The sequence below is a fragment of the Streptomyces sp. NPDC103540 genome (assembly GCF_055584445.1).
Genome location: NZ_JBVJMA010000005.1, coordinates 329,748 through 342,625, shown reverse-complemented (window position 1 = coordinate 342,625; position 12,878 = coordinate 329,748). Strand labels below are relative to the sequence as shown.

The following is a 12,878-nucleotide window of genomic DNA, read 5'->3' as shown; positions in this document are numbered from 1 at the left end:
TACCGGGGGACGGGGAGGCGGGTCAGGCGTCGCGCTTCTTCAGGACGAGGTAACCGCCGAGGACGGCGGCCAGCACCCACAGGGCCATGATCCCGAGTCCGCCCCAGGGGCCGTAGGGGGCCTCCTCGCTTCCCATGGCGTTCGGCACGACCTGCATGATCTTCGACCCGGCGGCGGAGGGCAGGTACTGGCCGTACTCGCGCGTCGCCGCGATGATGTTCAGGACGTTCGTGATGATCAGGAAGAACGGGATCAGGATGCTGATCGCGGCGACCGAGCTGCGCAGCATGGCGGCGACGCCCATGGAGAACAGGGCGAGCAGCGCCATGTACACGCCGGCGCCGACCACGGCGCGCAGGACGTTCTCCTCGCCGATGCCGATGCTGTGGTCGCCGAGGACGGCCTGGCCCATGAAGAAGGAAAGGAAGCTCGTCGCGAGGCCGACGACCAGCGCCAGCGCGGTCGCGACCGTGAGCTTGCCGAAGAGGAAGCCCGCCCGGCCGGGCACGGCGGCCAGCGAGGTGCGGATCATGCCGGTGCTGTACTCGGTGCTGACCACCAGGACGCCGAAGACGATCATCGCCAGCTGACCGAACTGCATTCCGGCGAAGCTCATCAGGGTGGGGTCGAAGGTGGCCTGCTCGATCCGGCTCATGTCGTCGAAGCCCGCGGCGGCGGCGGTGCAGATCAGCGTGCCGAGGCCGACGGTGACGACCAGGGCCAGGGCGAGCGTCCAGCTGGTGGAGGCCACGGTGCGGATCTTGGTCCACTCGGACCGCAGGACGGGGAGGAAGGCGGCCATGGTCACTTGCCTTCCTTGCGCGTCGCGTCGAAGCCGGCGCCCCAGGCGGGCACGTCGGCCGGCCGGGCCGGGTTGTCGAAGGCCCCTCCCGGCGGCGGGCCGACCTCGCCCGGCGTGTGGGCGTGGTACTCGACGGAATCCGCCGTCATGCGCATGAACGCTTCCTCCAGTGAGGCCCGCTGCGGGCTCAGCTCGTGCAGCACGATCCGGTGCTGGGCGGCCAGCTCCCCGAGCTGTTCGGCCGCGACGCCGTCGATCTCCAGCGCGCCGGTGGCCGGCACGCTGATCGCGTCGATGCCGGCCTCGTGCAGCACGTCCTTGAGCCGCTCCTGCTGCGGCGAGCGCAGCCGTACGTAACTACGGGAGTTCTGCTGGATGAAATCGGCCATCGGCAGGTCGGCCAGGAGCTTTCCTTGGCCGATCACCACCAAATGGTCTGCGGTCAGTGCCATTTCGCTCATGAGGTGAGAGGAGACGAAGATCGTTCTCCCCTCCGCCGCCAGGCCCTTCATGAGATTGCGGATCCAGAGAATTCCTTCCGGGTCCAGACCATTGACGGGTTCGTCGAACATCAAGATCTCCGGATCGCCGAGCAGGGCGGCGGCGATTCCCAGCCGCTGGCCCATTCCGAGCGAAAATCCTTTCGACTTCCTCTTCGCCACGGACGTGAGTCCGACCAACTCCAGCACCTCCGCGACCCGGCGCTCCGGAATGCGGTTCGACTGGGCCAGGCACAGCAGGTTGTTGTAGGCGCTGCGCCCGCCGTTCATGGCTTTGGCGTCCAGCAGCGCGCCGATGTACTTCAGCGGTTCCGGCAGGTCCCGGTAGTGCTTGCCGTCGATCCGGACCGTGCCGCTGGTCGGGTTGTCGAGGTCGAGCATCATGCGCATGGTGGTGGACTTGCCCGCTCCGTTGGGGCCGAGGAAGCCCGTCACCACCCCCGGCCTGACCTGGAAGCTGAGGTGGTCCACGGCGGTTTTCGTGCCGAATCGTTTCGTGAGGCCCTCAAGCTCGATCATGCGGCCAAACCTAGAACGACGAAGGGCCGTACGCCACCTCGAACGGGTGACGTACGGCCCTCGACTCCGGATGCGCGCCGGACACGCGCCGGGTACCGCTGCGGTACTAGCGGCTCTGCTGCGCCGGGACACCACGGGTGACCGGCTCGTCGTCGATCGGGGAACCGGCGGCGGCCACGGCCGCGCCGGTCAGCGTCGCCAGCATCTCGCGGACGTTCGTCAGCTGCGCGTTGATGGAGTCGCGGCGGTTGGTGAGCGCCGCCAGCTCGCGCTCGGACTCGCTCCGGATGCGGTCCGCCTTGGCGTTGGCGTCGGCGACGATGTCCTCGGCCTGACGCTGCGCGGTCTCCACCGTCTGACGGGCCCGACGCTCGGCGTCCGTACGCAGCTTCTCGGCCTCCAGGCGCAGCTGCTCGGCGCGGTGCTCGATCTCCGCCAGGCGCTTCTCGGCCTTCTGCTGACGCGAGGCCAGGTCGCGCTCCGACTGCTCGCGACGCTTGGCCAGGTTGGTCTCGAAGTCCGCGGCGGCCTGGGCGGCCTTGGCGCGGGTCTCCTCGAAGAGGGCGTCGGCCTCCTCGCGCTTGGACGCCGCGTCCTTCTGCGCCTCCGCACGCAGGGTGGAGGCGTCGCCCTTGGCCTTCTCGACGATGCGGACGCCCTCGTCCTCCGCCTTCGACTTGCGGTCCGCCGCGAACGACTCGGCGTCGTTGCGCACCTGCTGGGCGGCCGACTCCGCCAGCTCGCGGTGCTGCTCGGCCGCGCGACGGGCCTCCTCACGGAGGTCCTTCGCCTCCTCCTCGGCCAGCCGCAGGATCTTCTCGACCCGGGCGCCCAGCCCGGCGTACGACGGCTCGGCGTCGCTCACCTGGGCCTGGGCGTTCTGCGTTTCGAGGTGTAGCTCCTCGATCCGCTTTTCCAGAGCATTGATACGACCCAGTGCGCTGTCGCGGTCGGAGACCAGCTTGGTAATGCGGTCGTCCACCTGACCGCGGTCGTAACCACGCCGCACGAGCTCGAAGCCGAAGGGGGAGGAAGTGTCGCTCATGGGGTTCCTGTCGAATGAGACCGATGAGGTGCTACGTGAGGTGTTGGGGGAATCCTAGGCGCCCGGACGGCGTGTCATCGAGTCAATCCGCGTTTGCCCTGGACAATGACACCCCTTTTGAGTGGCAAGGCGACGGAATGCTTGTCACCCGTTCACCTGAACCTTCATCAGGAGCACACATCCATGCGTTCTGACTAGCCCTCCGACGACTTGCCGCCCGAACGAGTGGATCCCGCTGTAGCGCCGGCCTTCACGCCCCCCGCGCCCTGGCCGCCGATCGCTGACTTTCCGCCACCCGAAGGTGCCTCGAAAGATTCCAACGCCTCAAGAACGTCCTGGACACGGGAGATCTCGGCCTGAATGTCCTCGCGCCTGCGCACCAGGACCTCCAACTCGCGCCGCCCCTCGTCGACCAGCTGCTCCGCCTCCGCCTTCGCCTCCGACAGGGCCCGTTCGGCCTGGCGCGCCAGCTCCGCCTTCTTCTGCTCGGCCTCCTTCAGGAGCGCCTCGGCCTTGCGCACCGCGGCGATGCGGACCTTGCTCGCCTCGCTGCTCGCGTCCGAAACCAGCTCCTTGGCCTTCGCCTCGGCCTCGACGCTCTGCTCGGTCGCCGCGCGCACCAGCTTGTCCACGCGCTCGCCGGCCGACTTCATCTGCTCGGCGGACTCGCGACGGGCGCGCTCGTGCAGCTCCTCGACCTCGGACTCCACCCGGCCGCGCAGCTCCTCCGCGCGCTCCCTTATGGCGGCGGCGTCCGTACGCGCCCCGACCAGCAGCTCGTCGGCGTCCGTACGGGCCTTCTCCACCACGGAGTTGCCCTCGACGGTGGCCTCCGAGGTGATCCGCGCGGCCTCCTTGCGGGCCGCGTCGACCATCGCGTCGGCCTGCTCCTCGGCGGCCGTGGTCGCGGCCAGCGCCTGACGGCCCGCGTCCGAGGTCAGCTTGTCGGCCTCCGACGCGGCCTCGGTGATGAGCCGGTCCACCTGCTCGGCCGCCTCGGTGCGCCGCTTGTTGGCCTCCTCGCGCGCCTCGTCCAGCACCCGCTCGGCCTCCGTACGGGCCTGCGTGCGCGTACGCTCCGCCGCCGTCGCCGCCTCGGACTTGACCCGCTCCGCCTCGGAGCGCGTACGGGCCGCGTGCTCCTGGGCGGAGGCCAGCGCCTCCGCCGCGTCGGCGCGCAGCCGCTCGGCCTCGGTCGCGGCCTCGCCGACCGTGCGCTCGTTGTCCTTGCGGGTCCGCTCGGTGAGCTTGTCCGCCTCGGACGCCGCCTCGGTGATGAGCCGGTCCGCCTGCTCGGCGGCCTCGGTGCGCTGCCGGCCGGCCTCCGTGCGGGCCTCGTCGAGCGTCTGCTCGGCGTCCCGCTCCGCCCCGGCCAGGGTCTCCTGGGCCGCGACCGTGACGCGCTCCGCCTCGGCCGTGGCCTCGCCGATGATCCGGCCGCCCTCGGCGCGCGCCTCCTCCAGCGTCCGCGCGGCCTCCGCGACGAGCCGCTCGGCCTCGGCCGCGGCCTCGCCGACCGTGCGCTCGTTGGCCGCGCGGGTCTCCTCGACGAGCCGGTCGCCCTCCGCGCGGGACTCCACCAGGATCTTCGCCGAGTCCCGCTCGGCGGCGGCCAGGGTCTCGGCCGCCTGCGCCTTCAGCGCCTGGGCCCGCGTCCGCGCGTCCTCCAGGACCCGCTCCGCCTCGGTCGTCAGCCGCTCGGCCTCCGCCGCGGCCTCGCCGACCGTGAGCGCGTTCGCCGCGAGGGTCTCCTCGGTGAGGCGCTCCGCCTCGGACGCCGCCTCGGTGATGAGGCGGTCCGCCTGCTCGGCGGCCTCGCTGCGCAGCCGGTTGCCCTCGGCCCGGGCCTCGTCCAGCGTGCCCGCGGCCTCGGCGCGGGTGGCGTCCGCCGCCTCGACGGCCTCGGCCGTGAGCCGTTCCGCCTCCGCCGCGGCCTCGCCGACGGTGACGGAGTTCGCGGCCAGGGTCTCCTCGGTGAGGCGCTCGGCCTCCGCCGTGGCCTCGGCCACGATCCGCACGCCCTCGGCGCGCGAGGTCTCCAGGGACTCCGCCGCCTCGCCGCGGATCCGGTTCGCGTCGTCGCGGGCGTCCGCCCGGGTGCGCGCCGCGTCCCGCTCCGACGCCGCCAGGGCGTCCGTGGCCTCCGTACGCACCCGCTGCGCGTACTCGGCCGTGTCGGCCCGCAGCTGCTCGGCCTCGGCGATCGCGTCGCCGACCGTCCGCGCGGCCAGCTCCTTCGCCGCGTCCGTCTCGACGCGGGCCTCCTCACGGACCCGGCCGGCGTCCTCGGCGGCGCGCTCGCGCTCCGCGTGGGCGTCGGCGCGGACCCGGTCCGCCTCCTCCTCGGCCTCGGTGCGCGTACGGTCCGCCGCGTGCTCGGCGGCACTGCGCAGCCCGGAGATCTCCTCCTCGGCCTGCTCGTGCAGCCCCGCCACGGAGTCGCGCACCTGCTGGGCGGTGGCCTCCGCCGCCGCGACCAGCTCGGCCGCGCGACGCTCCGCCTCCTCGGTGAGACGGGCCGCCTCGGCCTGCGCCTCCTCCGAGCGCTTGCGGGCCTGCGCCAGCAGTTCCTCGTTCTGCTCGCGGGCCTGCGCCCGCTCGTTGCCGGCGTCCGTCCGGGCCGCCGACAGGGTCTCCTCGGCCTCGCGGCGCCGCCGCGCGGCCTCCTCCTGGGCGGCGGCCAGCGCCTCCGCGGCCTCCTGCGCGACCCGCTCGGCGGCGGTCTTCGCCTCCGCGCGCAGCCGGTCCGCGGTCTCCTGCGCCTCGGCGCGCACGCGCTCCGACTCGGCCTCGGCCTCGGCGCGCAGGCGTACGGAGACCTGCTCGGCCTCCGCGCGGACCCGGCCCGCGTCCTGCGCGGCCTCCTCGCGCAGCCGGCCGGCCTCCGCCTCCGACTGGCCCTGGAGCGTGCGGATCCGTTCCGCCGACTCGGCGCGCAGCCGGTCGTTCTCCTCGGTGGTCTCCCTGCGGATGTTCTCCGCCGCCGAGCGGGCCTCGCGCAGCGTCTGCTCCGCCGACGCCAGCCGGTCCTCGGCCTCGCCGTGCAGGCGCACCAGCTCGGTGTCGGCCTCCGCCCGCTTGGCGGCCAGGGCCTGCTCGGTCTCCTCGCGCCGGGCGCGGACCGCGGCGTCCGTCTCCGCGGTCAGGGCCTCGGCCCGCTCCTCGGCCTCGGCGCGCAGCCGCTCGGCCTCGGCGCGGGTGCGCTCCAGGGTCTCCTCGGCCTGCTTGCGCAGGGTCGTGGCCCGCTCGACGGCCTCGGCGCGGACCCGCTCGCTCTCGGCGCCGGCGCCGGCGCGCAGCTCGTCGGCGTCCGACTTGGCCTTGCCGAGGAGCTCCTCGGCGGTACGGGCCGCCTCCTCGATCTGCTGGACCGCCTCGCGACGTGCCTCTCCGCGGATCCGCTCGCCCTCGGCGACGGCCTCCGCGCGCAGCTGCTCGGCCTCGCCGCGCAGCCGGCGGGCCTCCTCCTGGAGTTCGACCGTACGGGCCCGGTACTCCTCGGTGTCGTCCTTCGCCGCGCCCTTGAGCTCGTCGGCGGTGGCCGCCGCCTGGGCGCGCAGCCGCTCGGACTCGGCCTCCGCCTCGCGGCGGATCCGTTCGGCCTCCTCGGACGCGGCGCGGGTGGTGGCCCTGGCGTCCTCCGAGGCCTTGTTCAGCACGTCCTCGGCGGTGCGGGCGGCCTTCGCCAGCTGCCCGGCCATCTCCTCGGCGGCGGCCGTACGGGCCTTCTCGCCGGCGTCGGTGCGCAGCCGCTCGGCCTCGGCGCGGGCGTCGGCCATGGCCTGCTCGGCCTCGGCCTTGAGGGCCTCGGCCTCCTTGGTGGCCTCGCCGACGAGCCGGGCGACCTGCTCCTTCGCGGTGCGGGTGCGCTGTTCGTTGACGGACTCGGCGGAGGCGAGTTGGCGCGCCGCGCTCTCCTTGGCCTCCGCGAGGAGGGTCTCGGCCTCGGCGCGGGCGGTGCGCAGGGCGCTGTCCGCCTCCTGCACCCGGGACTCGGCCACCCGGCCGAGGTCCATGGTCTGCTGCCGGCTCTGCTCGGCCTCGGCGCCGGCGGTGGTGCGCAGCCGCTCCGCGTGCTCCGTGGCCTCCTGGGCCTGGGAGGAGGCGGCGGCCAGCAGCCGCTCGGCCTCCTTGCGGGCGCGCAGCAGCGTGGTCTCGGCCTCGCTGCGGGCGGCCTCCGCGTCGGCGGAGAGCCGGCGGCGGGCCTCCTCGGCGGTCCGGGCGGCCTCGGCGCGGGCGGCGTTCAACGCCTGCTCGGCCTCGGCACGGGACTCGTCCATGAGCCGACGGGCCTGGGACTCGGTCCGGGCGCGCAGTTGCTCGGCCCAGGCGACGTTCTCGTTGACGTGCGCCTCGACGGTCTGGCGGCGCTCGTTGAGCTCCTGGTCCAGGCGCTGGCGCCGGTTGACGGCCTCGGTGTGCAGTTCGGCCTGGAGGCGCGCCTGGTGCTCGGCGTGCTCCTGGAGGATCCGCTGCGTCTGCGCCCGGGCGTCGCGCAGCTCGCGCTCGGCGTCCGAGCGCATCTGGTCGGCCTGGATCTGGGCGTTGCGGAGCAGCTGCTCCGCCTGGTAGCCCATGTCCGCGCCGTCGTAGGCGGGACGGGACGCGAGGGCCCGGCGCACCTCATGGAGCTTGGCGCGCAACACCTCGACCTGGTAGCCCAGGTCCTCGGCGTGTTGGACGGCCTTCCCGCGCTCCTTCTTCAGCCGCTCCATCTCGGCCTCGAAGCGCGAGAGATGGTCGGCCTCGGCCTGATGGCTCTCCTGGCTTTCGTAGCCCCGCACAGCGCGGTCCCATCCGTCCCCTGGTCGCAAGCTCACTCCCAAATGAGCATCGCTCGCCCGCTGAACGACGCCCCCGGGGAATGGTGTCAGATACCGGGGCAGGGGTCACAGGCCCCGACCCCGTCTCCGCACCGAACCCCGGCCGAGCCACCCTCACTCTACCGGCCGGGGAATGGGGGCATCAGTGATCGGGGTTGGAGGTGACCAGTTCGGTCAGGACGCCGTGGCAGTCCTTGGGGTGGAGGAAGGTGATCCGGGAGCCCATGGAACCGATCCGGGGCTCGTCGTAGAGGACCCGTACGCCCTTGCCGCGGATGGCCTCCGCGTCGCCGTCGACGTCGGCGGTGCCGAAGGCGATGTGGTGGACGCCCTCGCCGTTCTTGGCCAACCATTTGCCCACCGCGGAGTCCTCGCGGGTGGGCTCCAGGAGCTGGAGGTAGGAGGCCCCGCCGTCCGAGGTCCCGTTGATCTTGAGCATGGCCTCGCGGACGCCCTGCTCCTCGTTGACCTCGGTGTGGAACACCTCGAATCCGTACGTGGCACGGTAGAACTCGACGGTCTTGTCCAGGTCGAAGCAGGCGATCCCGATGTGGTCGATTCTTGTCAGCATGGGACCAGTGCACCGCCGAGGAGGGTGGTCACGCAACGTGCCAGCGATCACACCGACTGCCCGGTGACTGCGCGGGTACCGCTCAGTACATTCGGGTAAACCCTCGTTCACTCCTCATCCAAGGGGCTGTGCCTCATGTCCGGAACGAACAACACCACTTCAGTGATCGTCGCCGGGGCCCGCACGCCCATGGGGCGGCTGCTCGGCTCGCTGAAGTCCTTCTCGGGCGCCGACCTCGGCGGCTTCGCGATCAAGTCCGCGCTGGACCGGGCCGGGATCTCCGGCGACCAGGTCCAGTACGTGATCATGGGCCAGGTGCTCCAGGCCGGCGCGGGTCAGATCCCCGCCCGCCAGGCCGCCGTCAAGGCCGGCATCCCCATGAACGTGCCCGCCCTCACCATCAACAAGGTGTGCCTGTCGGGCCTCGACGCGATCGCGCTGGCCGACCAGCTCATCCGCGCCGGGGAGTTCGACGTCGTGGTCGCGGGCGGCCAGGAGTCGATGACCAACGCCCCGCACCTGCTGCCGAAGTCCCGCGAGGGCTTCAAGTACGGCGCGATCGGGATGCTCGACGCGATGGCCCACGACGGCCTCACCGACGCCTTCGAGAACATCGCGATGGGCGAGTCCACCGAGAAGCACAACACCCGCCTGGGCATCGAGCGCGCCCCGCAGGACGAGTTCGCCGCCGCGTCCCACCAGCGCGCCGCCGCGGCGCAGAAGAACGGCGTCTTCGAGGCCGAGATCACCCCGGTCGAGATCCCGCAGCGCAAGGGCGACCCGGTGCTGTTCTCCGCCGACGAGGGCATCCGCCCCGAGACGACCGCGGAGTCCCTCGGCAAGCTGCGCCCGGCCTTCGCCAAGGACGGCACGATCACCGCCGGCACCTCCTCGCAGATCTCCGACGGTGCGGCCGCGGTGGTCGTGATGAGCAAGGCCAAGGCGGAGGAGCTGGGCCTGGAGTGGATCGCCGAGATCGGCGCCCACGGCAACGTGGCCGGCCCGGACAACTCGCTCCAGTCGCAGCCGTCCAACGCGATCCTGCACGCGCTGAAGAAGGAGGGGCTGGAGGTCTCCGACCTGGACCTCATCGAGATCAACGAGGCCTTCGCGGCGGTCGCCGTGCAGTCAATGAAGGACCTCGGCGTGACCCCGGAAAAGGTGAACGTCAACGGTGGCGCGATCGCCCTGGGCCACCCCATCGGCATGTCGGGAGCGCGTGTCGTGCTGCACCTGGCGCTGGAGCTGAAGCGTCGGGGCGGCGGGGTCGGCGCGGCCGCGCTGTGCGGCGGCGGCGGCCAGGGCGACGCCCTCGTCATCCGCGTCCCGAAGGCGTAGGTGCCCGTATGACGACGGTGGACGTCCCCACGCTGGTGGCCCAGGCCCGCGAGGGCCGGCCGCGTGCGGTGGCCCGGCTGATCTCACTGGTCGAGGGGGCGTCCCCGCACCTGCGCGAGGTCATGGCCGCCCTGGCCCCCCTCACCGGCCGCGCGTACGTGGTCGGCCTGACGGGTTCGCCCGGGGTCGGCAAGTCGACCTCGACCTCGGCGCTGGTGTCCGCGTACCGGGCCGCCGGCAAGCGGGTCGGCGTGCTCGCGGTGGACCCGTCCTCGCCCTTCTCCGGCGGGGCCCTGCTCGGCGACCGGGTCCGCATGTCGGACCACGCCTCCGACCCGGGGGTCTACATCCGCTCCATGGCCACCCGCGGCCACCTGGGCGGGCTCGCGTGGGCCGCGCCGCAGGCGATCCGGGTGCTGGACGCGGCCGGCTGCGACGTGATCCTGGTCGAGACGGTCGGCGTCGGGCAGTCCGAGGTGGAGATCGCCTCGCAGGCCGACACCTCGGTGGTGCTGCTGGCGCCGGGCATGGGCGACGGGATCCAGGCGGCGAAGGCCGGGATCCTGGAGATCGGCGACGTGTACGTGGTGAACAAGGCCGACCGGGACGGCGCCGACGCGACCGCCCGGGAGCTGAACCACATGCTGGGGCTCGGCGAGTCCCGGGGCCCCGGCGACTGGCGGCCGCCGATCGTGAAGACGGTGGCGGCGCGCGGCCAGGGCATCGACGAGCTCGTCGAGTCGCTGGAGAAGCACCGGGCGTGGATGGACGAGCGGGGGGTGCTGGAGCAGCGGCGCACGGCCCGTGCGGCGCGGGAGGTCGAGACCATCGCGATCACCACGCTGCGCGGTCGCCTGGCGGACCTGCGCGGCGACGCGCACCTCGACGCGCTGGCCGCGCGGGTGGCGCAGGGCGAGCTGGACCCGTACGCGGCGGCCGACGCGCTGCTGGAGAGCCTGACGGAGGGCTGAGCCCGCGGCGGGGTGCCGGACGTGCGGGGCGGGAGCGTGCGGGCACGCTCCCGCCCCGCCGTGCGTCGGGCGCCCGGCGGTGCCGTGCGTCGGGCGCCCGGCGGTGCCGTGCGTGGGCGTCCGCTCCGCCGTGCGGCGTCCGGTCGTCGGCGCGGCGTCGTGCGGGTCGCGGGGCGTCGCGCGGGCGGCTCAGTTCCCGTCGTCGTCCTGATCGGAGTCGTCGTCGGAGTCGTCGTCCGCGTCGGACGCGGTGACCTTGCCGGTCTTCGCGTCGACGTCGACGTTCCAGGTCTTGCCGTCGGAGCCCTTGACCTCGACGTTCCAGTGCGAGCCGCCGCCGTTGTCGTCCTCGTCGAAGTCGACGGACACGACCTCGCCCTTGTGGGCGGCCAGGGCGGCCTTCATCGCCGCCGCGGCGTCGGTCGCGGCCTCCTTGAGCCGCTTGGAGTCGTTCGGGTTCTCACCGGTGTCGACCTCGCGCCGTACGACGCCGCCGTTCGCGTCGAGCTCGACCTCGGCGTGCGATTTCCCGTCGGCGCTGATCACGTCGACGTGCCAGGTCGTCCCGTCCTTGTCGAGGGACTCGACCTTGCCGGGGAAGGACTTCAGGGCGGCCTGGACGGCCCCCTGGGCGTCCACGGCGGTCGGGACCGCGAAGGCCGCCGCGGTCGCGGCCGACGGGGCTCGCGCCGCCTCGGCGCCGGCCGCCGCGGCGACCGCCGGGCCGGTCGCCACCAGGGCGACGGACGCGGCCGCGCAGACGTACAGGTTGCGCTTCATGGGCTGGACCTCCTCGGGCCGGTGGCCCGAGCGCCTGCGACGTCCGGCGGCCGACCGGCGGTGAGCGATACCGCTCACCATTTTCCGGCCGGAGGCCCGCCGCGGCGCGGCGGGACCCCGGATCGGCCCTCCGCCGGGGCCGCGGAGCCCCGCGCGGACCGCGCGGATCAGATCTTGCCGCGGTTCTCCCGCAGGTGCTCCGCGACGGGCTTCAGGGAGGCGTGCAGGGCCGCCAGCGCCTCCGGGGGCAGCAGGTCGATGAAGTGGTCGCGCACGGACGCCACGTGGTGCGGCGCGACCTTGCGCATCGTCTCCATGCCCTCGTCCGTGAGCACCGCGTACAGGCCCCGGCGGTCGGACTCGCAGTTGACCCGGCGCACCAGTCCCGCGGTCTCCATGCGGGTGATCTGGTGGGACAGCCGGCTCTTGGACTGCAGGGTCGCGGTCGCGAGGTCGCTCATGCGCATCCGCAGGCCTTCCGACTCCGAGAGGTTCACGAGGATCTCGTAGTCGTTGTTGGTGAGTCCGAAGGGCTGGAGATCCTTTTCCAGCTGGTGCATCAACAGTCTGCTGACGTCCAGGTGGGTGCGCCAGGCGCACTGTTCGGCATCGGTAAGCCAGCGGGTGGCCGTCTCGGTCTCCATGAATGAACTCTACCTAAGAAGTTGAATTACGTACAAAAATCGGAAGATCTGCCGAACGGACGCCCGTCGGCCGTCACAGCCCGAGGCGCCGCTGGATGTCGCCGAGCTGCCCCGGCATCCGCGGCACGCCCATCTGCCCCAGCGGGCCCTGGCCCGCCCCCGGGACGCCCTGGGCGTTGCCCGTGGCCGCGTTCGCGCCCACCGCGCCGATCGCCTGCTCCGCCATCAGCAGCTCGGACGACTGCAACAGCACCGTCCCCGCGCCGACGAACTCGAACTGGTGCTCCTCGCCCGAGGCGCCACCGATGCCGGTGAGCGCGCGCAGCCCGCCCATCACGCCCGACATGTACCCGTGGTCGTAGTGGTGACACGGAGAGGGGCAGTCCGCCCAGCCCACCAGCGCCTGGGGGTCCACGCGCAGCGGCGGCTCCATGAACACCACCGGACCGTTGGACGCCGCCACGAACTTCCCGGTTCCGATCAAGGTCAGGAAGCCCGGGACGATCGACTGCTTCAGCGCCAGCGACGGCTGGTACGCCAGCAGGTTCCCCGACCGGATCGTCAGGTTGCCCTCGTCCAGGTCGTAGGAGTTCACGTCGAAGGCCCGGTCGGCGAGGAGCATCTTGCCGGAGCCCTCGGCCACGACCCAGTCGCTCGCGTGCAACGGAGAGTGGAAGCTCGTGCGCAGCAGCCGCTCGAAGCGGCCGTTGCCGACGCCGTTGAACTCGATGTTCCCGTAGTACGAGATCATCTTGCCCTTCTGGAGAAGCCACTGGCTCCCCTTGAGCTCCACGCAGAAGGTGTAGGCGTTGACGTTGTCGTCGGAGGGCAGGGTGTACGGGTCGAAGACCGTCGGGCCGCCGGGGCCGCCCGTCACGGGACCGA

General features: G+C 72.7%; 10 protein-coding genes. 2 read left to right on the top strand and 8 right to left on the bottom strand.

The window, feature by feature from the left end:
• Positions 1-22: 22 nt before the first annotated feature.
• From ACZ6ZI_RS14870 to mce, 5 genes are all read right to left on the bottom strand, one after another.
• On the bottom strand, positions 23-802 hold the full coding sequence (locus tag ACZ6ZI_RS14870) for an ABC transporter permease (protein ID WP_469520588.1): 780 nt from the start codon (positions 800-802) through the stop codon (positions 23-25).
• A gap of 2 nt (positions 803-804) precedes the next feature.
• Positions 805-1,821 (bottom strand): ABC transporter ATP-binding protein, encoded by a 1,017-nt coding sequence (locus tag ACZ6ZI_RS14865; protein WP_469520166.1) that lies wholly within the window; start codon positions 1,819-1,821, stop codon positions 805-807.
• 106 nt (positions 1,822-1,927) lie between these two features.
• Positions 1,928-2,866: a coiled-coil domain-containing protein gene (locus ACZ6ZI_RS14860; protein ID WP_363053330.1), complete on the bottom strand. Its 939-nt coding sequence runs from the start codon at positions 2,864-2,866 to the stop codon at positions 1,928-1,930.
• 194 nt (positions 2,867-3,060) lie between these two features.
• On the bottom strand, positions 3,061-7,650 hold the full coding sequence (gene scy / locus ACZ6ZI_RS14855) for a polarized growth protein Scy (protein ID WP_469520162.1): 4,590 nt from the start codon (positions 7,648-7,650) through the stop codon (positions 3,061-3,063).
• Between the two features lie 181 nt (positions 7,651-7,831).
• A complete protein-coding gene (gene mce / locus ACZ6ZI_RS14850; protein WP_469520157.1) occupies positions 7,832-8,260 on the bottom strand; it encodes a methylmalonyl-CoA epimerase in 429 nt (142 codons plus the stop codon).
• A 135-nt stretch (positions 8,261-8,395) separates the two neighbouring features.
• Here mce and ACZ6ZI_RS14845 point away from each other — a divergent pair, with 135 nt between their 5' ends.
• A complete protein-coding gene (locus ACZ6ZI_RS14845; RefSeq protein ID WP_363053332.1) occupies positions 8,396-9,598 on the top strand; it encodes an acetyl-CoA C-acetyltransferase in 1,203 nt (400 codons plus the stop codon).
• Positions 9,599-9,606: 8 nt separating this feature from the next.
• The gene (gene meaB / locus ACZ6ZI_RS14840) at positions 9,607-10,569 is read left to right on the top strand and encodes a methylmalonyl Co-A mutase-associated GTPase MeaB (RefSeq protein WP_363053333.1); all 963 of its coding nucleotides are present in this window, start codon (positions 9,607-9,609) and stop codon (positions 10,567-10,569) included.
• Between the two features lie 189 nt (positions 10,570-10,758).
• On the opposite strand, the gene ACZ6ZI_RS14835 is transcribed toward meaB, so the two are convergent.
• The 3 genes from ACZ6ZI_RS14835 to ACZ6ZI_RS14825 form a co-directional block, all read right to left on the bottom strand.
• Positions 10,759-11,349: a PepSY domain-containing protein gene (locus ACZ6ZI_RS14835; protein WP_469520154.1), complete on the bottom strand. Its 591-nt coding sequence runs from the start codon at positions 11,347-11,349 to the stop codon at positions 10,759-10,761.
• Positions 11,350-11,516: 167 nt separating this feature from the next.
• Complete coding sequence (locus ACZ6ZI_RS14830; protein ID WP_363053335.1) at positions 11,517-11,993, bottom strand: MarR family winged helix-turn-helix transcriptional regulator; 477 nt, start codon at positions 11,991-11,993, stop codon at positions 11,517-11,519.
• Positions 11,994-12,066: 73 nt separating this feature from the next.
• Complete coding sequence (locus tag ACZ6ZI_RS14825) at positions 12,067-12,870, bottom strand: AIM24 family protein (protein ID WP_363053437.1); 804 nt, start codon at positions 12,868-12,870, stop codon at positions 12,067-12,069.
• Positions 12,871-12,878 lie beyond the last annotated feature (8 nt).

Bases quoted from the DNA above. Each gene is read 5' to 3' on its own strand.
- mce (WP_469520157.1), bottom strand. From the start codon at position 8,260: ATGCTGACAAGAATCGACCACATCGGGATCGCCTGCTTCGACCTGGAC.
- meaB (WP_363053333.1), top strand. From the start codon at position 9,607: ATGACGACGGTGGACGTCCCCACGCTGGTGGCCCAGGCCCGCGAGGGC.
- ACZ6ZI_RS14860 (WP_363053330.1), bottom strand. From the start codon at position 2,866: ATGAGCGACACTTCCTCCCCCTTCGGCTTCGAGCTCGTGCGGCGTGGT.
- ACZ6ZI_RS14830 (WP_363053335.1), bottom strand. From the start codon at position 11,993: ATGGAGACCGAGACGGCCACCCGCTGGCTTACCGATGCCGAACAGTGC.
- ACZ6ZI_RS14845 (WP_363053332.1), top strand. From the start codon at position 8,396: ATGTCCGGAACGAACAACACCACTTCAGTGATCGTCGCCGGGGCCCGC.
- ACZ6ZI_RS14870 (WP_469520588.1), bottom strand. From the start codon at position 802: ATGGCCGCCTTCCTCCCCGTCCTGCGGTCCGAGTGGACCAAGATCCGC.
- ACZ6ZI_RS14865 (WP_469520166.1), bottom strand. From the start codon at position 1,821: ATGATCGAGCTTGAGGGCCTCACGAAACGATTCGGCACGAAAACCGCC.
- ACZ6ZI_RS14835 (WP_469520154.1), bottom strand. From the start codon at position 11,349: ATGAAGCGCAACCTGTACGTCTGCGCGGCCGCGTCCGTCGCCCTGGTG.